Source organism: Nocardia sp. alder85J (genome assembly GCF_020176955.2).
Lineage (GTDB): Bacteria > Actinomycetota > Actinomycetes > Mycobacteriales > Mycobacteriaceae > Nocardia.
Genome location: NZ_JAIUCZ020000005.1, coordinates 617,772 through 637,649 on the forward strand (window position 1 = coordinate 617,772; position 19,878 = coordinate 637,649).

Consider the following 19,878-nt stretch of genomic DNA (forward strand, 5'->3'; position numbering starts at 1 on the left):
CGACAACGAAAACCTCACTCGAACAATTCCGCAGCGGTCGATACTATGGCAACGCGCCTCAACCACTGTGCCAACAGCTCGAGGTCCCAGCATTCCGATATGCGACGGCGGGTACTGGCGTCGACAGTGATCCCACGGGCGGCCAACACGGTGAGAATCGCCGTCGCCTCACCCTCCGCGCGTCCGACAGCTTCACCCTCGGCACGCCCCAATGCCTGGTGGCGGAGAGCGAATTCGCTTTCCCACCGATATTTGTCGAGTGAAATCGTCATGATTGTGCAACTTTCGGTCCCAACTCCGGCCTGTCACAACGGCATGGTGCAGAAGATATCCACAAAATGAGCACGAACACAAACGACCAGCGTTCAATTCATTTAATCGAATCCCTGGCCGAATATTCGGAAATAAATTTACCGACCGGGCGGATGTGCCCGGACAGTTCACCTCGTGGACGGTCGACGACGGGTGATGAGAGTCGACGCAGCCGGATAGACTGCACTCCGCAGGGTCGCCGCGCGGTGGCCCCGCGCGGCGAACCGGGGCAGGGGGTGGACATGGGTGCGGTGGTCGAACGGCTGGCGGCCTTGGGGGTGTCGCGGGTTTCCAGGTGGTGCTTCAACTGCTATCTGCTGACCGGCGACGACGGCGCGATCGTCGTGGTCGATCCGGGGATGCCCACGTCGGTCGATGATGTCGAGCCGCTGCTGGCGACCATGGCTGGGCAGGTCCGGGTCGTCACGGCGACCCATGGGCACTGCGATCATGTCGGTGGCGCGGCGGCCTTGGCTCGGCGGCACGATGCGAACGTCCATCTGCCGACGGTGACGCTGTCCTACCTCGAGGGCGTCGAGCCGAGGACTCCCAGTCTGGTGAAGTTGGCCCGGACCTGGCCCTTGTTGTTCGGGCAGCCGTTCGACCGCAGGGCCGCAACAGGATTCGTGCGGGCAGCCGTGACAGCCGGATTCGGCGGGACTCGGCGTATGCTCTGGCCGGGGCCACGGCCGGTCGGCAGTCTGGAGGACGGACAACCGCTGCACGGCGCATCGGCCTGGACGGTCGTGCGGACTCCGGGCCACACCGACGACAGCATCGCGCTGTGGAATGCCGAGACCCGCACGCTGCTGTCCGGGGACGCGGTGTTGACGATCAACGGGCGACCGCGATTCGCTCCCGACACAGTCGATGTCAGGGCAGCCGCGGAGACCGCGAGCCGTCTGCGGGAACTGCCGGTCGAGCATTTGCTGCCGGGGCACGGCCTCCCGATCCACGCGCGATCGGTGTGGGATCTGGCGTAACACCGACGGCCGTGTGCGGGAGCGGGTTCCGGCCGCCGGATCGGGAGATGGCCGGGCACGGTCGGCGCTTCGCGAGACGTGGCAGCCCGGTCCTCGGGACGAGGTGGTGCTACATCATGCTCGTCCCGAGGACACCGCTCACATAGAGCACGTCGCCGCTGCGCATGGTGTCGTCCTTCAGGGGTGCGAGGTTTGTGGCGGTGAGCAGGTCCCGGAGGGTGGTGCTGTCGAGGGTCCAGCCGAGGGCGGTGAGGTAGGGGGCTGCCTCGTTGCGCGGGCCGAAGTAACGGAGGCCCGCCATGTCGGGGGCGTAGCCGTGGGCGCGCCAGCGGTCGGAGAGGTGGTTGAGGCTTTTCTTGGTTTCGGCGTCGTCGCCGGGGTTCGGGTTGGGGCGGCTTTCGGTGGCCACTCGGCTGCCGGGAGCGCTGAGGTCGGTGAGGGTGTCGAGCAGGTGGTCCTGGGCTTCGGGAGGGAGGTAGCCCAGCAGGCCCTCGGCGCTCCAGGCGGTGGGGCGGGACGGGTCGAAACCGGCGGTGCGCAGGGCGCCGGGCCAGTCGTCACGGAGGTCGGCGGGGACCGGGCGGCGGTCGGCGGTGGGGGTGGCGTGCAGGTCGGCCAGGGTGCGGGTTTTGAAGTCGATGACGGGGGGCTGGTCGAGTTCGTAGACGACGGTGCCGGTGGGCCAGGGGAGGCGGTAGGCGCGGGAGTCCAGGCCGGCGGCCAGGATGACCATCTGGGTGATGCCCGCGGTCGCGGCCGTCTGGAAGAAGTTGTCGTAGAACGTGGTTCGGATCACGGCTATGTCGATCCAGACCTGGTCGACCAAGTCCTCGTCCGCCGCACCGGTGGCCAGGCGGGTGAGGAAGTCGATGCCGACCGCGCGGACGAGGGGTTCCGCGAAGGGGTCGGCGATGAGTGCGGGGTTCGCGCGGGTTGCCAGTGCGCGGGCGGCGGCGGCCGCGGTGGCCGTCTCGCCGACGCTGGAGGCGAGGTCCCACGTGTCGCCGTCGTGCCGGACGGAAGTCGGATCGGTCATGCCGGTGAAACTAGCGGCTGGGTCCGACAACTTCCGCCCGGCGGCCGACGGCCTTGCACAGCAGTGCATTTCGCTCACGGGTCTGCCACAGGGGCGGGGTTACCACGATGTCCGGCGCGACGGCGCCGTGCCGGTGATGTCGCCGTTCACCGTGGTGGTAGTGCGGCGATCGCGCTCACCTCGATCAGGGCGCCGGGAACGGCGAGGCCCGCGACACGGGCGGCGGTGACCAGCGGCGGGGCTCCGGGGCGGGCGAGTTTCGGGGCGATGGCGCCGTAGGCCGCGCGCAGGTCCGCGTCCGCGTCGATGAGGACCGTCCAGGCGATGACATCGCCGAGCGTCGCTCCGGCGGCTTCCAGTGCGACGCCGGCGTTTTCGACCGCCCTGAGCGACTGCTCGGCGATATCGGCGGAGACCACCGAGCCGTTTTCGTCCACACCGTTCTGGCCGCCGACGTAGATCGTGGTGGCCCCGGGGGGAACGATCGCGGTGTGGCTGAAGGCGGGGCTCGCGACGAGCCCGGCCGGCTGGAGGAGTCGGATGTTCATGCGCGTCATGGTGCCAGCCAACCCGGACGGAAACTGTCCGGATATCGGCGAGAATGGCGGGTGTGAACACGACGGGCCGGCGGCTGGAGATGGTGACGCTGCTCCAGGCTCGGCCGGGGATCTCGGCGAGCGAGCTGGCGCGGCGGCTCGGGGTCACCGAGCGCACGGCGCGCCGGGACATCGGGCAGTTGCGCGAGCTCGGGTATCGGATCGACGCCGCACCGGGGCGTGGTGGCGGGTATCGGCTGGCGCGCGGGGCCTCGATACCGGCGCTGATGCTGGACGGGGACGAACTGCTGGCGGTCGTGCTGGGGTTGCGGACGGCGGCCGGGATCGGGGACATCGCGACGGCCGCCGCGACCGCGCTGGCCAAGATCGCCACGATCGTACCGGCGCGAATGCAGCAGCGGCTCAACGCGCTCGCCGAGATCGGGCATGCCGACGAGACGCGGCGCATCGTCGACGGCGCGGTGCTGGTCGCGCTGGCGCTCGCGTGCCGGCAGCGGGAGGCGGTGCGGATCCGGCGGCGGGTCGACGACCGGGCCCGGACCCTGCAACCGCTGCAACTCGTCCACCTCGGCGGGATGTGGTATCTCGTGGCCTGCGAACGTGATTCGCCCGCCTGGCGGACGTGGGCGCTGGATCGCATCGATACGGTGGAACCGATCGGGAGGTCGTTGCCGACTCCGCTGCCGCCGGAGGATCCCGTCGGGTTCGTGACCCGATCGCTCGCGCGCGGACGCAGGCATGCGGTGCGGCTGCGGGTGGACGCGCCGGTGGAGGTCGTGCGGGCCTGGGTGCCGCCGTCGGTGGCCGAGGCGGTCGGCGACGGGGACGGCTGCGAATTGCGGCTGGCGACCGACGATATCGCCGCCGCGGCCCGCTGGGTGATGTCACTCGGCCCCGAGGTCGAGGTCGTCGAGCCCGACGAGTTACGGGCACAGCTCGCGGTGTTCGGATCCGCGCTGGTGGAGCGTTACGGGCGCGCGTAGCGCGCGGCCGGGGCCACCGCATCGGCGGTGGCCCCGGGCCGTCGCATCGCTAGTCGTATCCGCCGCAGGCGGATCCGGAGACGGAGCCGAAGGCGCAGGTCGGATCGAAATCCACCAGGCCGGCGGTGATGCCGTGCAGCTGGGTGAAGATATCGGTCGCGGGTTGCGGGGCGGGCTCGGCCGCGGCGGTGCCGACGGTCAGCAATGCGGCCGCAACGGTGGTGGCGGCGAGGGCGAGAGCGCGAATCGGGTAACGCACGAGCAGAATTCACTCCTTGATCGACGAGGCAGACGTTTTCCGGCGCCGTTGCCGGAAAACGCACCCCGCACCCTAGCCGCCGGGACCGACATGTGCCCGGCCCGCACCCGTTTTCCGCCACCTACCCATCCTGGAACGATCCGGGGCCCGGGGCATCGGCGTGCGCGGGCGAGGTGGTCGCGGACCACAGCAGGACATCACCGTCGTCTTCGGTTCAGCCCCACCATAAGTGCCAGGACGGTCCGCGATCACCCCCAATTACCACGGAACGGCAGGTCGCACTCGACAGTTGGGAGTCGGGGCCACTTCGTCACGGGCAGGCATCCTCGCGAATACGGCGAAGCCGACCGGTCGGGGCCATCTTCGGGATATACCGGCCCGGGATCGGGGCGCATGTCTAGCCTGGGGGCATGGGTGCGTTGCGATCACTGACGCTGATGTTGCTCGTGACCATGGTGGCCGCCTGTGCGCAGTCCGGATCCGGTGGGCACGTGGCGCCGCCGGGGCTGGACGGCGCCTGGAACGGGGTCTTGGTGTTGCCGAATCAGCAACTGCCGGTGGGGATCACGTTCGCCGACGGCGGGGGCACGCTCGATGTCCCGGTGCAGGGGGCGTACGGGTTGCCATTGGACGAGGTGCGCGCCGATGCCGGGGCGGTGTCGTTCCGGGTGCCGCAGTTGCCGGGTGACGTGGCGTTCCGGGGTAGCTACGACCGTGGCGCGGATTCGATCGTCGGGACCTTCGTCCAGGGCGGCCGGGAACTGCCGCTGACGCTGCGGCGAGGTGAGGTGCCGGTGCCGCCGCGACCACAGGAGCCACGGCCGCCGTGGCCGTATCGCGCCGAGGATGTCACTTTCCGCAGCGGCGACATCACCGTGGCCGGGACGGTGACGGTGCCGGACACACCGGGCCGGCATCCGGCGGTGGTGCTGATCGCGGGCAGCGGGCCGCAGGACCGCAACGAGCAGATCTTCGGGCACAAGCCGTTCCTGCTGCTGGCGGACACCCTGACCCGGGCGGGGTATGCGGTGTTGCGCACCGACAAACGCGGCATCGGGGGTACCGGGGGCACGTTGAACAGTGCGGATTACCGCGATCTCACCGATGACGCGGCGGCCGGGGTCGCCTTCATGCGTGGCCGCGCCGATGTCGATGCCGGCCGGATCGGGCTGCTCGGGCACAGTGAGGGCGGGTATCTCGCGCCGCTGGTCGCGGCGCGGCCGGACAGCGGGGTGAGCTTCGTGATCCTGATGGCGGGGCCGGCCGTGGTCGGGGCGGACGTACTGCTGGAGCAGAACCGGCTGATCGCCGAGGCGGCGGGGGCGGCGCCCGAACAGATCCGCGGTCAGCTGGAATTCGTGAGCACGCTGGTGACGCTGCTGCGGGCCGGGGATCTGGATCGGGCCCGTGACCTGTATCGCGAGCACAACGCGACGCTGGCGCCGGAGCAGCGGCGACCGGCGGCCGAGGCCGACTACTACACCTCCACGAATTTCCGGTCGTTCCTGAATTACGATCCCGCTCCGGCGCTGTCGGCGCTGCGGGTGCCGGTCCTCGCCTTCTTCGGCAGCAAGGATCTCCAGGTGCCGCCCGAGCAGAGCGAGTCACCGATGCGGAAGTATCTCGCCGCCGACACCGACGCGGATGTCCATCTCTTCGACGGCCTCAACCACCTCATGCAGCCGACGAGCACCGGGACGATCCGGGAGTACGGCACCATCGAGACCACCATCGACCCGGCGGTACTCGACTACGTCACCGGCTGGCTGACCGCGCGGGTGCCGCCGCTGCCCTGGGCCGGCCGCTGACCACCGGTCCGGCAGGTTCCGGCTCAGACCGCGACTCTCGGTATCGCGCAATGGATCCCGTTCTCTCCCGCGACGCGGACCATGCGGTCGTGCAGTTGCGCGAACGCCTCGGTGGCCTGCGGGTGGGTGGAGGCGCCGTCGGCCCAGACCCGGCGGCCGCCCACGTAGACCCCGCGCAGGTTGCGCAGCGAGCAGGCCAGGACATAGGTGGCGACCGGATCCCAGATCGGGCCGAGGTCGGGGCGGCGGGGGTCGACGATCACGAAATCGGCGTATTTGCCGACCTCCAGCGAGCCGACGCGGTCGTCGACGCCGATCGCGGCGGCGGCGCCGAGGGTGTGCAGGCGCAGCATGTCGGCGGGGGCGAGGATCGCGGCGTCGGAGTGCCGGGCCCGTTGCAGGTACAGGCCGGTGCGCATGTTCTCGAACGGGTCGGCGACATCGGTGCAGGACTGGTCGTCCAGACCCATGCCGACCCGCATGCCGGTGGCGAGCAAACGCGGGACGTCGGCGATTCCGGAACCCAAGCGGCCGTTGGACATCGGCTGCCACACCATGGCGCAACCGGTTTCCGCCGCGCGGTCGATCATGTGGTCGGTGGGGTGCACGAAGTGGCCGAAGGCGAAGTCGGGGCCGAGCACCCCGGCCTTGTCGTACCAGTCGAATTTGGCGCGCTGGATGTCGATCTGCTCGGCGGTCTCCACGAAATGCGCCTGGTTGGTGACCCGGTGGCGCCGCATCATCGCGCGCTCACGCTCGGCGGTGATCGGATCGGTGGCCCATTGCACCGAACCGAACACGGAGCCACCGAGATTCAGCTCCGGCGGGACCGCGGCGGCGACGTGCTCCATCGCGAGGCCGAACGCCTCCAGGGCTTCCGCCTCCGGCAGCTGTTCGTCGTCGAGGCGGACGGCGTTGACGCAGCGCAGGCCCGCGTCGGCGGCGGCATCGATCTGGCGGGTGAGGAATTCGACCGGGCGCACCGCGGCCGCCTTCAGGCTCGACGTCTCGTAGTCGAACTTCGCGAGGACTCGGCTCTGGGTGAAGTTGTAGGCCGAGGTGACCCCGGCGCCCAGGAAGTCCAGGGCCCCGGCCAGAGTCAGCCAGTACAGGTCCTCGGCGCCCGTGGCGAGCAGCATCTCGGTGTTGCGGGTCACCCAGGGGTACAGGGTGTCGGTGGCCGCGACGCCGCGCATGCCCGCGGTGAAGATGTGGCTGTGCGCGGAGACGAAACCCGGTGCGACGAAGGCGCCCCCGGCATCGAGGCGCTCCCCCTCCCCCGCGGGCGGATCACCCGCGCCGATCGCCGTGATCCGGCCGTCGGCACCGACACCGAACCAGCCGTGGAACCACTGCTCCTCCCCGGCCACCGGTAGCAGTACAGCGTTGTGCACGATCAGAGTCATCCGGGCAAAACCTCCACGGTCCAAGCTGTTTCGGCGCGGCGGTACCGGACCCGTTGCGACGGGCCGTCCGGGTCGCCGCGCCAGAAGGTGAATTCTTCGGGGCGGAGCGCGAATCCGGCCCAGCTGCCGGGCGGTTCGAGGTCGGCGTGGGCCGCATCGAATTCCGTCCAGGCGGCGTGGCGGGCCGCCACCGGCAGCGCCGCCTGCTCCGGTGTGTTGAGCCAGGCCAGCAGTTGCAGGTAGCGGCCGCGACGGGCGTAGACGGCACGCTCCTCGGCGGCGGTGGCACGGGTGACCGTGCCGCGGACCAGCAGTTGCCGGCCCACCTCGGGCCAGGCCACCGCGACCGCCGCCTGTGGGTGGTCGCGCAGTTCGGCGACCTTCGCCGATCCGGTGTCGGTGTGGAAATACACTGCCCCGTCGGCGAATTCGCTGAGCAACACGTGTCGCACCCGGGGAAATCCGTCCGCCCCGACGGTGGCCAGCGCCATCAGCGGCGGGGGCGCCGAGCCGGGGGCCGGGATCCACATCCCGGCCAGCCGGATCGGGTCGATCGACGGGTATTCCGCAGGGGTGCAGTCCTGTCCGAACACCGCGCTGCTGGTGATCACATGTGCACCCGGCCGGGGTCGAACCCGGCGATCTCGGGCAGTGCGGCACAGAGGGTGTCGACGCTCGCGGCGAACAGTTCGGCGCCGATCTCCGCGGTGGCGCCGGTGGGATCGCCGATCACCCCGGACTCCGCGAAATCATCGGCGAGCCAGCCGAATCGGACCGACTTGCCGAAACCCACGTGCTTGTGCCCGGCGATGGCGTGCGGCACCGCGGCTTTCGCCTGCGACATGTCCACCAGTTCCGGGGCCAGGTGCAGCATGACCGAGGTCTCGGCCCAGCCGGCGTGGATGCCGAAACCCTCCTCGGTGGGCCCGGGGCGAGCCGGGCCGCCGTACAGGAAGGTCTGGAGATCGAAGCGCCGCCGCAGTTCTCGCAGCGCGACCTCCAGCAGGGCCGAGTTGCCGCCGTGGCAGTTGACGAACAGCAGCCGCCGGGCCGGGGTGGCCGCGATGCTGCGGCCGATGTCGGCCACCGTCCGCATCAGGGTGTCCGCCTCCAGCCACAGTGCACCCGGAAAGTGCGCGTGCTCATCGGATTTCGTGTATCCGAGGGCGGGCAGCAGCCAGACGTCCGGCCCGGAGCCGGCCACCCGGTCCACCGCCGCCGCGGCGGTGTGTTCGGCGATCAGCAGATCGGTGCGCAGCGGCAGGTGCGGCCCGTGCGGTTCCAGTGCGCCGGTGGGCAGCACCAGGATCGAGTCGCGGGTCAGGACCCGCGATACCTCCGTGGTGGTCAGATCGGCGAATCGTCGTGTGGTCGTGGTCATTCCAGCCACCTTCCCGGATTCAGCAGGCCCTTGGGATCGGTGCCGCGGGCGATCGCCCGGACCCGGTCCGCGTCCAGGTCGACATAGGACTGATGTGGCGAGTGCACCCCCACGCCCAGCGCGTGCAGCGCGGGCACTCCGGCGTACACCTGCTCCGGGCTGTGGTAGACGCCGTTGATCATCCCGAACATCATGCCGTGGCCGACGTCGAGGTGGAGCATGCCGCCGTCGTACACCTGCTCCACCTCGTGCAGCCGGGTGACCAGGGCATCGCCGGAGACCTCCATGTGGAAATAGGTGTCCGGCACCGCTTTCTGGAGCCACCAGGTGGGGTGGTTGTAGGAGAGCGTGCTCACCCGCAGGGTCTGCGGCAGGCCGTCGCGGATCGCCTCCACCCGGCCGCCGGCGGCCTCCAGCACGGCCAGCGTCTCGTCCAGCGCGGCCGCGTCGACGATGCCGCGCACGTTCGCCCGGCCTCGGACCAGCGCCGGATCGGCCGGTAGCGCGTCGACCACCTCGGCGCGGTCGGCGGACAGCAGCCGGGGCAGCGGCGCGACCGCCCCCGCCGCCATCGCCGCCGGGAACGCCTCGTAGTGCGAATCGAAGCTGACGTACGGGCATTTCCACTGTTGCAGCGGTTCGATCCGCACGGTGGCGGCGACGATGATGCCGGCGACGCCGTAGGTGTGCACCAGTGGTTGCGCCTCGAGGCCGGTGAGGTGCACGATCTCGGCGTCCTCGTGGCCGAACACCACGTCCAGGGATTCCACGAAACCCATGTGGTTACGGCCGTGCACGATCGTCCCGGTGCCCGCCGAGCCGCCGGCGAGGAAGCCGCCGAGCGTGGACTGCACGGTCGACGGATACATCCACAGCTGCCGCCCGGCCTCCCAGGCGCGCTGTTCCAGGGTGACCATGCGGGCCCCGGCCTGCGCGGTGATCGTGGTGCCGGTGCGGCCGGTGACCGCCGACAGCGAGGTCAGGTCCATCACCAGCCCGCCGAAGCGCGGGACCACCTGGCCGTAGTTGCCGGTGCCCTTGCCGCGCGCGGTGATCGGCACGCCGCGGCGCACCGCGGCCCGCACGATCGCCGGGACCTGCTCGGCGGTCTTGGGGTAGCAGACCGCGTCGGGGCGGCCGAGGTCCTGGGCGGAGAGGATGGGGCTCAGGCCGGACCCGTCGTGGGCGGCGCGGTCCAGGGCGCGGTCGAGGGTGCTGACCCCGCGCGGGCCGAGCAGGGCGAGCAGATCGTCGACGAGGGCGTCGACATCCTCCCGCCCGAACTCGGGCCGGGTGGCGCTCAACGTCGCCGTCACTGCGGCAGCCCGATCGAGCTGTCCAGGAACTTGTTGGTGGCCAGCTGTTCCGGCTTCAGGTCGGCGGGCACGTTCACCTTCTGCGCGCTGAACACCGGCCGGGTGATGTCGATCATGTGCTGCACCCGGGACGCGTCGAAGCTGCCCATCGTGGCCTTGGTGACCAGGCCGGTGTCCTTCATGGTCTTGGTGGCGTAGTCGGCGTTGCCGGTGTCGTACACCCAGCCGGTGTTGTACTTCTGCACCGCCTGCACGATGATGTCGTTCGCCCGCGCCGGGTCGGCGAAGTAGTCGACCTCGGCGCGCTGGAGCACCGGCACCAGCTTCTGCAGGCAGGCCGAATCCTTGTCCATATCCGCCGAGCGCAGCGACATGGCCGACTTGTAGGTGGGGAAGCCCACGTCGTGCACCAGCTGGTAGGCGACGGGCTTGTGCCACTGCGCGATCTTCTGCTCGTACAGGTACGGCTCGGAGCTGGAGAAGCCCTGCTGCGCCTTGGCGCCGCCGGCGGCGACGAAGTTGGCCGGGGTGCCGTCGTAGCTGCCGTCGACCTGCGACTTGTCCAGGATGCCCGCGCCGATCAGGTAGTCCATGTAGGCGACGCCCTGGAAGTAGAGCACGGTGGCCTTGGCGGCCTTCAGATCCGGGATGCCGTGCACGTTCGGATAGGTGGCCGGATCCCACATGATCATCTGCGGGCTCTTCTCCAAGGTGGCGAACACCGCGGTGGTCGGGTTGGTCGCCGCGTTCTGGATCTCGGTGTCGGTGTCGACCATGCCGAGCATGATCGACTGGTCCGCGTACATCTGCGAGGTCACGGTCTGGAAGCCGATCGCCGGGCCGCCGGCCCGGATCTCCACGTCCACACCGGTGTACTGGCCGTGGGTGAACAGCGGGCCGGAGACCCGCTTGGCGCCGGCGTCGAATTTCGGGTCGGGGCCCAGCAATTCGTAGAGCATGCCGTGCTCGGCCTCGGGGTTCCAGTCGGTCTGGAGCACGATCTTGGCCGGGCACACCGACTTCAGGTCGACCGAGCCGATCGGCCCGCTGAAACCGGAGGAGGCACTCGGCGAGGAGGAGTCGGAACAGCCGGTCAGCACGGCGAGCCCGACGGCGGCCGCGGCCGCCAGCAGCGTGCGGGAGCGGCGGGACATGATTTTGAACATCGTTCTCTCACAAGGGTTTCGGGGGGCGCGGAACAGGGAAGGGAGACGAGAGCCGGTCAGCGCCGGGAGGTGTCGTACCAGTTGCCGACCACCCGCCGCGAGATCCAGCCGAACAGGCCGAAGACGACGACGCCGAGCGCCGAGGCCAGCAGGATGGCGGCGAACAACTGCGGGGCCTGCAACCGGGAGCGGTAGTTGTCGATCAGGATGCCGATACCGGGATCGCCCTGTTTGAAGAAGAAGTCGCCGACGATGGCGCCGACCACCGACAGTCCTGCGGAGATCCGCACCCCGGCGAAGATCGCGGGCAGCGCGGCCGGGAATTCCAGCTTGCGCAGCACGGTCAGCCGGCCGGTGCCGCGCAGCGCGAACAGATCCCGCAGGCCCTGGTCGACCGATTTCAGCCCGAACAGGGTGTTGGACACCACCGGGAACAACGCGATCAGCACGCACACGAATACCCGTGCGACGAAACCGAATCCGAACCAGAAGCCGATCAGCGGCACCAGCGCGAGGATCGGGATGCACTGCATGACAACGGCATAGGGGAACAGGGCGAGTTCGGCCCAGCCGGCCTGCGACATCAGGATGGCCCAGGCGATGCCGAGCACGACGGCGATGGCGAGGCCGGTCAGCGCCACCACGCTGGTGCGTTCCAGCGCGTGCCACATGTCCGGCGCCGACGAGCCGAACAGCCCCTTGCTCAGCACCTCCTGCGGCGGGGGCAGCAGGAATCGCCGCGACGGCGCCAGGATCTCGTAGGAGGCGAAGTACCAGATGCCGATGACCAGCGCGAAGACCGCGGTGGGGGCGAGCACGGCGGCCGGGTTCCAGCGCCGCGCGCGCGGCGCGGGCTCGGATTCGGTGACGGGAATGCGGGTTCCGGCCGCCTCCTCGGTGGTCTTCGTCTCGGTGGTCTTCTCGGATGTCGTCACTGGTGACCTCCTCGCAGGGCCTTGGACACACGACCGGCCAGCGCGGCGAACTCCGGGGTGAACCGGAGGTCGTCGCGACGCGGAAAGTCGAAGGGGATGTCGATCTCGTCGACAACCCGGCCGGGCCGGCCGGACATCACCACCACCCGCGAGGACAGGAACACCGCCTCGGCGACCGAGTGGGTGATGAACAGTCCGGCGAACCGGCGGGTGGCGAAGAGTTCGCTGATCTCGCCACCGAGCCGCTCCCGGGTGATCTCGTCCAGCGCGCCGAACGGCTCGTCGAACAGGAACAGTTCGGGATCGACGGTCAGCGACCGGGCCAGCGACACGCGCATCCGCATGCCGCCGGACAGCTGGCGTGGCAGATGGTCCGCGAACCCGCCGAGGCCGACCAGTTCGATCGCCTCGTCGGCGCGGCGGTAGCGCTCGGCGCGGCCGACGTGGTCGAGTTCGGCCAGCAGTGCGACGTTGTCGCGGACGGTGCGCCAGGGCAGCAGGGTGGCGTCCTGGAAGACGTAGCCGATCCGATTCGCGCCGACCTGGGTGTAGCCGCCGGTGGCGCGGTCCAGGCCCGAGGCGATGCGCAACAGGGTGGACTTGCCGCAGCCGGACGGGCCGACGACGCTGACGAATTCACCCGCCCGCACCACCAGGTCGACGCCGCGCAGCGCGACGGTGCCGTTGGGATAGGTGAGCTCGACGTCCTCGAAGCCGAGCACCTGACTGCCCTTGCGCGGTGGTGCGGTGTTCATCGTGGCGTTCATGGAACTGATACCTCCGTTGCCGCGAATTGTGCTGTCCGGTGGGTGGTTTCACTGATCGAGACGATCGCGCCGCGGTGCAGTACGAGGCGGTCGGCGGGCGCGCCGGCGATCACGTCGAGCAGGCCGGTGCCGCGCACCGCCAGCAGTTCGGCGGCCGCGCCGGGCCGCGGACCGGCCACGGGCAGGCCGAGCACCGCGCGAGCGCCGTCGGTGACCAGGTGCGCGGCCGTGCGCGGGTCCAGGTGGCCCGCGGCGATCAGCAGCGCGGCGGTCTCGAGGGCGTCGCTGCGGCCGATCGGGTTGAACGGGTCGCGCACGTTGTCCGCGCCGGCGGCCAGCGGGATGCCGGCCGCCAGCAGCGCGGACAGCGCGGTGAGCCCGCGCGGGGTGCGCACGAGATGGTCACGGCCCTGGAGATAGAGGTTGGTGACCGGCAGGCTGACCACGCCGATTCCGCTGTGCGCCACCGACTTCAACAGCGGGTCCAGCGCCTCGGCGGACAGCGTGCCCAGTTTGCAGCAGTGCCCGGCGGTGCGGATGCGCTCGGGGGGCCAGTCTTTCACCCGGTCCGCGTAGTGACCGAGCATCAGGTGGTCGCCGTCGAGGAATTCGTCCACGTGCAGGTCCGCGCCGACGCCGCGCTGTTCCGCGATCGCCAGCAGCCGATCGGTCTCGGCGACCGGGTCCGGTGCGATATGCGGTGCGCCACCGACGAAGTCGGCCCCCGCGTCCAGGGCAGCGTGCACCCGCTCCGCGGGCGCGCCGATCGGGGTGAGCACCACGATCTGCACGTCCATCAGCGCGCGCAGCCGCTCCCGCACCGCCACCACCGCGCGCAGGCCGCGCAGCGGATCGGGCCCGTCGAGCAGGTCCACGTGGGTGCGCACCGCGGTGGTTCCGTTGCGCAGCAACGCCATCGCCGCCGCGAGCGCCCGCTCGTGGAACGACTCCTCGGTGAAGGCGGCGCTGCCCGCCCGCCAGCTGCGGATGGCCGCGCCCAGGTCACCCAGCGGCGGTGAGAGCAGGTCCCAGGACAAGGCCTTGTCCAGGTGCGCGTGCGGTTCGGCCGGGGCGGTGAGCAACACGTAGCCCCGCAGGTCGACCTCGTCCGCGGCGGTGTCGACGGCCCGATTCCGCCGGTGCGGTGTGACGGCCGCCACCACGGCGCTGTCGCGGTCGTGCCGCAGTTGCACGTCGACCACCGAGCCGTCCGGCAGCATCGCGCCGCACAGCCGTGAAACACGGTGTGGCAGTGGATGTTCCATGAAGCTCCCTCGGACTGTGAGAAGATCGCTGGATCCGCCTGTGGCTGGTGCGGCGGGGCCCTACTGTGAGCTATGTTGATGTCATCAACATTTAGGAACTATCGAGCCGCAATATTTCGATCTCATGAACAGCGCGGCGTCGTCTTTGTTAAACCGTCTCCCGCCGCGGGAGACGACGAGCTGGGAGCAGACATCGTGCCCGACGACGAACAGCACGCCCTCGGCGCCGAGATCCGCCGCCGACGCCGTGACCTGGGCCTCACCATCGTTTCACTGGCCGAACAGGCCCAGATCTCGCACCCGTTCCTCAGCCAGCTGGAGCGCGGCCTGGCCCGGCCCAGCATGATGACGCTGGCCCGGCTGGCCGAGGCGCTGGGCACCACCCAGGTGGAACTGATGATCGCCGCCGACACCCGCGCCGGCGCCGAGGGCAAGCCCGGCTCGATCCGGGTGGTGCGCTCCCACGACGGCCTGCAACTGCCCCGCGGCATCGCCCGCGCGGGCTCCGAACAGGGCTCCACCCGCCTGCTGGTGCACGGCCGCGCCGCCTTCTACCCCCAGGAGTTCATCGAGGTACACACCGATTTCGGCCCCTACTTCGTGCACGACGAGGATGAGTGGCTGTACGTGGTCGCCGGTTCCATCGTCGCCGATCTCGGCGACCACGGACAGGCCCGGCTGACCGAAGGCGACAGTCTCTACTACACTGGCGGCACACCACACCGCTGGCGGGTGGTGGACTGCGCGAGCGCCCGGCTGATCGTCGTGAAGGCCGCAGGCCGGCCGGAAACCGGCGCGTAGTACGAGATCCCGTGGCTGGGAACACAATCCGGTGGGGCCGACATTTCCGGAGGCCCTCATGAACAAGAACCAGACCCTCGACGTCGTCGTCCGCGACCGCCGCACGGTGGCCCGCGACATCGACGAATTCACCCTCGCCCGCCCCACCGGCGACCTCCTGCCCACCTGGGAACCGGGCGCCCACCTGGACCTGCTGCTGGACAGTGGCGCGGAACGCCAGTACTCCCTGTGCTCCGATCCGGCCGACACCACCAGCTACCGCATCGCCGTGCTCCGCGAACCGCACGGCCGCGGCGGCTCCCTGCATGCCCACGAATCCCTCACCGTCGGCACCCGGGTCTCGATCCGCCCGCCCCGCAACCACTTTCCCTTGGTTCGCGCCCTCGGCTACGTCTTCGTCGCCGGCGGCGTCGGCATCACCCCCATGCCCGCCCTGCTCGCCGCCGCCGCCCGCACCGGCCGCCCGTGGCGCCTGGTCTACACCGGCCGCGACGCCGACACCATGGCCTACGCCACCGAACTGAGCGACCGCCACGGCGACGCCGTCACCCTCCACCACTCCACCACCGCCGGCCGCCTCGACCTGCCCGCCCTGCTCGCCGCCACCCCCCGCGGCACCGCCGTATACGTCTGCGGCCCAACAGGTCTGATCAGCGCGGTGGAGGAAGCATGTGCGTCACTCCCCGCAGTGGACGTCTTCTCCGAACGCTTCGTCGCCACCACCGCCGACGACGCCACCGATGCCCCTTTCGAAGTGTCCCTGGCCAATTCCGGCCTGGTACTGACGATCCCGGCCGGCCGCTCGATCCTCGACATCGCCGAGAGTCACGGCGTGGTCACGGTGTCGTCGTGCCGCGAAGGCACCTGCGGCACCTGCGAAACCACCGTCGCCAGTGGGGAAGTGGAGCACCGCGATTCGGTGCTGTCACCCCAGGAGCGGGCGGAGGGGGAGACGATGATGATCTGTGTGTCGCGGGGGACGGGGCCCCGGTTGGTGCTGGAGCTCTGAGCGCCGTGGGCGGCCCGGTGCGCAGCGTGCTTGCCCATCCCGGCTATACCTCGACGAATGTGCAGACCAACGGGCCGGTCGGTGCGGTCGAGGTGCTGTTGGGATATCTCCTCGCCCCACTCGCCCAGGCTCCGGATCGGGGCGCGCTACCTCAGTTGTACGCGGCCACCGGGGCCGAGGTGTGGCAAGCGGAGAATTCTTCGGGCCGAACGGTATTGCCGTGTCGCGCGGTGCGCCCGAGCAAGTGCGGCTCGCCCCGGCCGCCACCGACCCCGACACCGCTCGTACCCTGGGGGAACGGTCGCAACGACTGACCGGCGTGCAATTCCTGGCGCCTACTCACCCGTTGTGAAATTCCCTCTCCGGCAGGACGGCAGCCTCCACCGGTCGCCGGAACAGCGGAATCCTCCCGAGGCATCCCCGAGAAGTGGTGGTCAGACCGCGATGACCGTCAATTGGGAATCGAGTCCCTTGAAGTCGTCGACATTGCGCGTGAACAACGGAACCCTGTGCAGAGTTGCTGTGGCCGCGATCATCAAGTCCAGGCGGCGTGGCCGGGGATTGCGGCCGGCGGCCACGACCAACGCGCAGAGATTCCCGTACATCTTGGCGGCGTCGTCGTCGAAGGGCAGCGGGTCCATATTCGCCTCGATCATCAGCAGCCGAGTCACCCGGAGAGAACGCTGGACGGGATCGCGCGTGGTGTGCACGCCTGCCGCGAGTTCCGCCACCGTGACAGCGGAGACCTCCGGAATCACGGGCAGAGTTTCCGGAGGGATGGTGTCGAGGTCGATCAGCGTGCAGGTGTCGAGCAAGCCGCTCGAATACCGACGCTCCGACCGCTCACTCGTCATCGAGACGATCCTCACCGAAATATTGGTCGAGCTCCGACCGCAATGCGCGGTAGTCGGGCGCCGGACTCAACGCGAAGATTCGCTGTAGCTCCTCGGTGGTCGGCTTGCGTTTCACCCGCAACGGACGCACCTCGGCGATCGGCGTTCCGTTCCGGGTGAGGACGAAACTCTCCCCCGATTCCACCTCGTTCAGCACAGCGGCGGACTCGTTACGGAACTCACGCACGCTGATCGTCTTGGCCACCCGACCACCGTAGCACCCGAGGACACCTCCGGACACGATGTAGCCCGAGGTCCCGGACCGTCGGCGAAGACAGTCGTCATGCGAGTTCCGGGTGCTGTCACCGAGCCCAGCACGGTCCCATACCCTTCACTCGTAGAGCAGGTCCCGGGTGGTGTACGCCCCGGTGGGCAATTGCCCGTCACTTACGTACTGCCGGAACAACTCCCCCACTTCCGCCGGCGTGAACACCTCGTTCGGGTAGACCTGCACGGCGCCGTCGCCGACGGCGATGTCGACCGGCCCGGTGCCCCAGATCGGGTGGTCCACGACATGGCCCACGGTGTGATGCTCGGTGGCGGTGCGGATTTCGACGGTGTAGCGGCCCGCCGATCCTGCGGTCTGGATGAATCGGTCGTGGAGTTCGTCGGGGGCGAGGTCCGCGACGGTGGTACCGGCGGGCAGCGGCCACAGCACCAGCACTGCCGGATCGTCGTCGTCCAGGAACGCGGCGAATTCCGCTGCGGTGACGCCGGGCAGGACCGGGCGATGCTCATCGTAGTCGATGGTCAGGCCGTGGGTGGCGCCGGCGTCGGACAGGATGTCCGGGGTGTCCAGCTCGCGGAGGTGGTATTCGGTAGGCCGGATCACGCCGGACTCGTAGTAGGCAGCCAGTACCTCCGCAGCCTGGCGGGCATCGAAGATCTCCCCCGCACCCACGGTCGTGCTGTGTCCCAGATCGAAATGGATCGACTGCGAGATGCCGGTGGGTCCGCGGCCGATCTGGTGGCGCGTTCCGTCGTGGCGCCATTCGAGGGCGAGCCGGTCGGCCGAGCCGACCGCGAGCAGGCAGTTCTCGCGCCGGCTTGCCGGGTCGGGCAGCAGGTCGGGGTGTCGGGGGGCGAGCCACAGGCGCAGCGAGTAGCGGAGTTGGCCGTCGCAGACGGCGAGGGTCGGCGCGAAGGTGTCCGGCCCCACCGCGCCGCAGCCGGACGAGACGTAGGCTCCCTCGCTGAGATCCAGTACGTACCAGGGCTTCTCGTCCGTCATCCGGGTACCAGCTCCACTTCGTCGATGGTGATCGGGCTGCCGTCGAGGATCGCCTGGGCCTGACCGCCCCGGCGGATGGCATCATCGAACGGTTCCTGTCCGGGTTGATAACCGCCGGTACCCGACTTGACCTCCAAGCCCAGGTAATTGCCGTTCGATTTACGGACCAGGCCGTCGAACTTGCGACCGGTTTTCAGCTTAGCGGCCTCGTCCGGGGTCAGTTTGGCCAATCCGTCCGGTGTCAGGGTGGCTTTGGTCTGCTTCGTGATCACCTGGACGTTGCGCGCCTTGGCGTAGGCGTCCAGTGCGGCTTGTTCCTTGCCTATCGACGCGGGGTCGCCGCCGTTGCCGCGACTGTACTGGCCCAGGCGGTTACGGATGCCGGCTCGGCCGGGATCGCCACCGGGTGCGCGACGGAACGGCAGCGGCGGGACGACCCGGAATTCACTGTGCAGGATATGGGCGATGTCCTGCATGAGCGCCAATCGCTGGGCCTCCAGTTGCGTCGCCTGCTCCTTCCACGCCGTGATCTGCCCTTGGAGACCGTCACGCTCGCTGTTGAGGGCGGCGGCCTCCTCGTTGAGCGGATCGGCGATCGACGGCGGGGCGGTGCGGCCGGGGTAGGAATCGACGACGGCGTTGTGTGCGGTGATCCTGGCATCCAGCGATTGCGCTTGTGCCGCAAGCATTTGCCCCTGCTGCTGCCAGGCCGCGACCGTTGCCGTGAAGGTCGCGATCCGGGTGTTGAGATCGACCGAGTAGTCGCTGCTCGGGTCGAGTGGATCAGCGCCGCTGCTGGTATCGGGCGGGGCGAGGCCACCCGGCGGCTGAGCGACCGGCGGCTGACCGGCCGCACCGATCGGGACCAGCAGTACGGCGACGATCAAGGCCGCGAGCAGGGCCCAGAGGCGGCGGAAGCGCGGTGACGTCATGGGTCACTTCCCGATCCGCGCGCTGATCTTGTCGGCCAGCATCGTCGTCGCGGCTCTGCCGTCCGCAGCCTCGCAGAAGGCCACTTGCAGTACGGTTTTCGTCACCAGCCGGGCCTGCCGGGAACAGACCCAGCCGTCACCGGCGTCCTCGGTGGCGCGCCAGCTCAGCGTCGCCGGTTGTGCGGTGTCGACGGTGTAGAGCCATTTCGTGGTGCCGTCGTCGTCGGTTCGTACCGCCGCCGGGCAACCCTGGATCCCAGCGGCCAAGGCCGTGAACACGGCATTCGCCGCGGCCGGGTCGGAGTAGACACCGACCACCTGGATCACCAGGTGCGCGCTGGTCCCGTCCTCCGCGGTCTTGGCGGCATAGGCCGTGTAGCCGGGGGTGTATACCGCCCTGGTGCCCGGACCCACCGCAGTCGCACACGTCGGTGGGTCGGCGGACAGCGGCGCAGGTGGTTCTCCCGCGTTGTCGCTCGATGTCAGCGTGGTGCCGATGACACTGCTGACCTCATCGATGGTGAGCAGGTCCGCCTGCGCCGTCCCCGGCACGATGTCCGGCTGAGGTGCGCCGGTCACCCGGCTTGCACACGCGGACACGAAAACCATTGTCGTCAGTGCCGAAAACCACCATCGTGACCTGTGCATCCGAGCCCCCGGATCGAACCCGATCCCGAGCACACGCTACGAAATCGGTCCTGTGATGCAGTGCGGTATCGATTCCATTGTGCCACAACGTCTGTTCGACATCGATCGAATTTCGTTGCCGCAGCGGACCGTCGGCGACTGCCGGTGTCGTGCAGCGTTGTCCGGGCGGCCCGGGACAACGGTGCCGGGG

General features: G+C 69.6%; 23 protein-coding genes. 6 read left to right on the top strand and 17 right to left on the bottom strand.

The genetic code is table 11. The features are described 5' to 3' along the window. Positions 1–14: 14 nt before the first annotated feature. On the bottom strand, positions 15–272 hold the full coding sequence (locus tag LBW94_RS22640; protein WP_225053097.1) for a hypothetical protein: 258 nt from the start codon (positions 270–272) through the stop codon (positions 15–17). A gap of 282 nt (positions 273–554) precedes the next feature. On the opposite strand from LBW94_RS22640, the gene LBW94_RS22645 reads away from it, so the two are divergent. Then, positions 555–1,295: an MBL fold metallo-hydrolase gene (locus LBW94_RS22645; protein ID WP_225053098.1), complete on the top strand. Its 741-nt coding sequence runs from the start codon at positions 555–557 to the stop codon at positions 1,293–1,295. 109 nt (positions 1,296–1,404) lie between these two features. Here the strand turns inward: LBW94_RS22645 and LBW94_RS22650 are convergent, their stop codons facing one another. Continuing rightward, positions 1,405–2,331, bottom strand: a complete 927-nt coding sequence (locus tag LBW94_RS22650) for an SAM-dependent methyltransferase (protein WP_225053099.1) — start codon at positions 2,329–2,331, stop codon at positions 1,405–1,407. Between the two features lie 146 nt (positions 2,332–2,477). Further along, positions 2,478–2,879: a RidA family protein gene (locus LBW94_RS22655; protein ID WP_225053101.1), complete on the bottom strand. Its 402-nt coding sequence runs from the start codon at positions 2,877–2,879 to the stop codon at positions 2,478–2,480. A 62-nt stretch (positions 2,880–2,941) separates the two neighbouring features. Here LBW94_RS22655 and LBW94_RS22660 point away from each other — a divergent pair, with 62 nt between their 5' ends. Further along, entirely contained in the window at positions 2,942–3,871 is a 930-nt protein-coding gene (locus LBW94_RS22660) for a helix-turn-helix transcriptional regulator (RefSeq protein ID WP_225053103.1), read from the top strand. A 49-nt stretch (positions 3,872–3,920) separates the two neighbouring features. Here LBW94_RS22660 and LBW94_RS22665 read toward each other — a convergent pair whose 3' ends face one another. Continuing rightward, positions 3,921–4,130 (bottom strand): hypothetical protein, encoded by a 210-nt coding sequence (locus LBW94_RS22665; RefSeq protein ID WP_225053104.1) that lies wholly within the window; start codon positions 4,128–4,130, stop codon positions 3,921–3,923. A 410-nt stretch (positions 4,131–4,540) separates the two neighbouring features. On the opposite strand from LBW94_RS22665, the gene LBW94_RS22670 reads away from it, so the two are divergent. Next, positions 4,541–5,938, top strand: a complete 1,398-nt coding sequence (locus LBW94_RS22670) for an alpha/beta hydrolase family protein (RefSeq protein WP_225053106.1) — start codon at positions 4,541–4,543, stop codon at positions 5,936–5,938. 23 nt (positions 5,939–5,961) lie between these two features. Here LBW94_RS22670 and LBW94_RS22675 read toward each other — a convergent pair whose 3' ends face one another. From LBW94_RS22675 to LBW94_RS22710, 8 genes are all read right to left on the bottom strand, one after another. Next, on the bottom strand, positions 5,962–7,344 hold the full coding sequence (locus LBW94_RS22675) for an amidohydrolase family protein (protein WP_225053107.1): 1,383 nt from the start codon (positions 7,342–7,344) through the stop codon (positions 5,962–5,964). After that, complete coding sequence (locus LBW94_RS22680) at positions 7,341–7,955, bottom strand: pyridoxine/pyridoxamine 5'-phosphate oxidase (RefSeq protein ID WP_225053109.1); 615 nt, start codon at positions 7,953–7,955, stop codon at positions 7,341–7,343. The genes LBW94_RS22675 and LBW94_RS22680 overlap by 4 nt, the downstream gene beginning before the upstream one ends. Then, entirely contained in the window at positions 7,952–8,725 is a 774-nt protein-coding gene (locus LBW94_RS22685) for a creatininase family protein (protein ID WP_225053110.1), read from the bottom strand. Before LBW94_RS22685 ends, LBW94_RS22680 begins: the two co-directional genes overlap by 4 nt. Then, complete coding sequence (locus LBW94_RS22690; protein ID WP_225053112.1) at positions 8,722–10,041, bottom strand: FAD-binding oxidoreductase; 1,320 nt, start codon at positions 10,039–10,041, stop codon at positions 8,722–8,724. Before LBW94_RS22690 ends, LBW94_RS22685 begins: the two co-directional genes overlap by 4 nt. Beyond that, complete coding sequence (locus LBW94_RS22695) at positions 10,038–11,195, bottom strand: ABC transporter substrate-binding protein (RefSeq protein ID WP_225053113.1); 1,158 nt, start codon at positions 11,193–11,195, stop codon at positions 10,038–10,040. Before LBW94_RS22695 ends, LBW94_RS22690 begins: the two co-directional genes overlap by 4 nt. A 68-nt stretch (positions 11,196–11,263) precedes the next feature. Continuing rightward, positions 11,264–12,142, bottom strand: coding sequence for an ABC transporter permease (locus LBW94_RS22700; RefSeq protein WP_416276931.1), 879 nt, complete (start codon positions 12,140–12,142; stop codon positions 11,264–11,266). Next, positions 12,139–12,909 carry an ABC transporter ATP-binding protein gene (locus tag LBW94_RS22705; RefSeq protein WP_225053115.1) on the bottom strand — a complete coding sequence of 257 codons (771 nt, stop codon included), beginning with the start codon at positions 12,907–12,909 and terminating at the stop codon, positions 12,139–12,141. The genes LBW94_RS22700 and LBW94_RS22705 overlap by 4 nt, the downstream gene beginning before the upstream one ends. Next, a complete protein-coding gene (locus tag LBW94_RS22710) occupies positions 12,906–14,174 on the bottom strand; it encodes an amidohydrolase family protein (RefSeq protein ID WP_225053116.1) in 1,269 nt (422 codons plus the stop codon). Before LBW94_RS22710 ends, LBW94_RS22705 begins: the two co-directional genes overlap by 4 nt. A 195-nt stretch (positions 14,175–14,369) precedes the next feature. Between LBW94_RS22710 and LBW94_RS22715 the strand changes: the two genes are divergently transcribed. From LBW94_RS22715 to LBW94_RS22725, 3 genes are all read left to right on the top strand, one after another. After that, positions 14,370–14,975 (top strand): helix-turn-helix domain-containing protein, encoded by a 606-nt coding sequence (locus tag LBW94_RS22715; RefSeq protein WP_225053118.1) that lies wholly within the window; start codon positions 14,370–14,372, stop codon positions 14,973–14,975. Positions 14,976–15,033: 58 nt separating this feature from the next. Further along, the gene (locus tag LBW94_RS22720) at positions 15,034–15,984 is read left to right on the top strand and encodes a PDR/VanB family oxidoreductase (protein WP_225053119.1); all 951 of its coding nucleotides are present in this window, start codon (positions 15,034–15,036) and stop codon (positions 15,982–15,984) included. A 220-nt stretch (positions 15,985–16,204) separates the two neighbouring features. Further along, positions 16,205–16,336, top strand: a complete 132-nt coding sequence (locus LBW94_RS22725; RefSeq protein ID WP_255633476.1) for a hypothetical protein — start codon at positions 16,205–16,207, stop codon at positions 16,334–16,336. 82 nt (positions 16,337–16,418) lie between these two features. Here the strand turns inward: LBW94_RS22725 and LBW94_RS22730 are convergent, their stop codons facing one another. The 5 genes from LBW94_RS22730 to LBW94_RS22750 form a co-directional block, all read right to left on the bottom strand. Beyond that, positions 16,419–16,838, bottom strand: coding sequence for a type II toxin-antitoxin system VapC family toxin (locus LBW94_RS22730; RefSeq protein ID WP_225053121.1), 420 nt, complete (start codon positions 16,836–16,838; stop codon positions 16,419–16,421). After that, complete coding sequence (locus tag LBW94_RS22735; RefSeq protein WP_225053123.1) at positions 16,828–17,082, bottom strand: type II toxin-antitoxin system Phd/YefM family antitoxin; 255 nt, start codon at positions 17,080–17,082, stop codon at positions 16,828–16,830. Before LBW94_RS22735 ends, LBW94_RS22730 begins: the two co-directional genes overlap by 11 nt. A gap of 126 nt (positions 17,083–17,208) precedes the next feature. Then, positions 17,209–18,108, bottom strand: coding sequence for a hypothetical protein (locus LBW94_RS22740; RefSeq protein WP_225053124.1), 900 nt, complete (start codon positions 18,106–18,108; stop codon positions 17,209–17,211). Next, positions 18,105–18,995, bottom strand: a complete 891-nt coding sequence (locus tag LBW94_RS22745) for a hypothetical protein (protein WP_225053126.1) — start codon at positions 18,993–18,995, stop codon at positions 18,105–18,107. Before LBW94_RS22745 ends, LBW94_RS22740 begins: the two co-directional genes overlap by 4 nt. A 48-nt stretch (positions 18,996–19,043) precedes the next feature. Then, a complete protein-coding gene (locus LBW94_RS22750; protein ID WP_225053127.1) occupies positions 19,044–19,640 on the bottom strand; it encodes a sensor domain-containing protein in 597 nt (198 codons plus the stop codon). Positions 19,641–19,878: the final 238 nt, after the last annotated feature.

What these genes read in the sequence shown, in the direction of transcription:
- LBW94_RS22650 (WP_225053099.1), bottom strand. Translation starts at nt 2,331, where the DNA reads ATGACCGATCCGACTTCCGTCCGGCACGACGGCGACACGTGGGACCTC.
- LBW94_RS22685 (WP_225053110.1), bottom strand. Translation starts at nt 8,725, where the DNA reads ATGACCACGACCACACGACGATTCGCCGATCTGACCACCACGGAGGTA.
- LBW94_RS22655 (WP_225053101.1), bottom strand. Translation starts at nt 2,879, where the DNA reads ATGAACATCCGACTCCTCCAGCCGGCCGGGCTCGTCGCGAGCCCCGCC.
- LBW94_RS22645 (WP_225053098.1), top strand. Translation starts at nt 555, where the DNA reads ATGGGTGCGGTGGTCGAACGGCTGGCGGCCTTGGGGGTGTCGCGGGTT.
- LBW94_RS22740 (WP_225053124.1), bottom strand. Translation starts at nt 18,108, where the DNA reads ATGACGGACGAGAAGCCCTGGTACGTACTGGATCTCAGCGAGGGAGCC.
- LBW94_RS22730 (WP_225053121.1), bottom strand. Translation starts at nt 16,838, where the DNA reads ATGACGAGTGAGCGGTCGGAGCGTCGGTATTCGAGCGGCTTGCTCGAC.
- LBW94_RS22710 (WP_225053116.1), bottom strand. Translation starts at nt 14,174, where the DNA reads ATGGAACATCCACTGCCACACCGTGTTTCACGGCTGTGCGGCGCGATG.
- LBW94_RS22640 (WP_225053097.1), bottom strand. Translation starts at nt 272, where the DNA reads ATGACGATTTCACTCGACAAATATCGGTGGGAAAGCGAATTCGCTCTC.
- LBW94_RS22695 (WP_225053113.1), bottom strand. Translation starts at nt 11,195, where the DNA reads ATGTCCCGCCGCTCCCGCACGCTGCTGGCGGCCGCGGCCGCCGTCGGG.
- LBW94_RS22675 (WP_225053107.1), bottom strand. Translation starts at nt 7,344, where the DNA reads ATGACTCTGATCGTGCACAACGCTGTACTGCTACCGGTGGCCGGGGAG.
- LBW94_RS22670 (WP_225053106.1), top strand. Translation starts at nt 4,541, where the DNA reads ATGGGTGCGTTGCGATCACTGACGCTGATGTTGCTCGTGACCATGGTG.
- LBW94_RS22705 (WP_225053115.1), bottom strand. Translation starts at nt 12,909, where the DNA reads ATGAACGCCACGATGAACACCGCACCACCGCGCAAGGGCAGTCAGGTG.
- LBW94_RS22720 (WP_225053119.1), top strand. Translation starts at nt 15,034, where the DNA reads ATGAACAAGAACCAGACCCTCGACGTCGTCGTCCGCGACCGCCGCACG.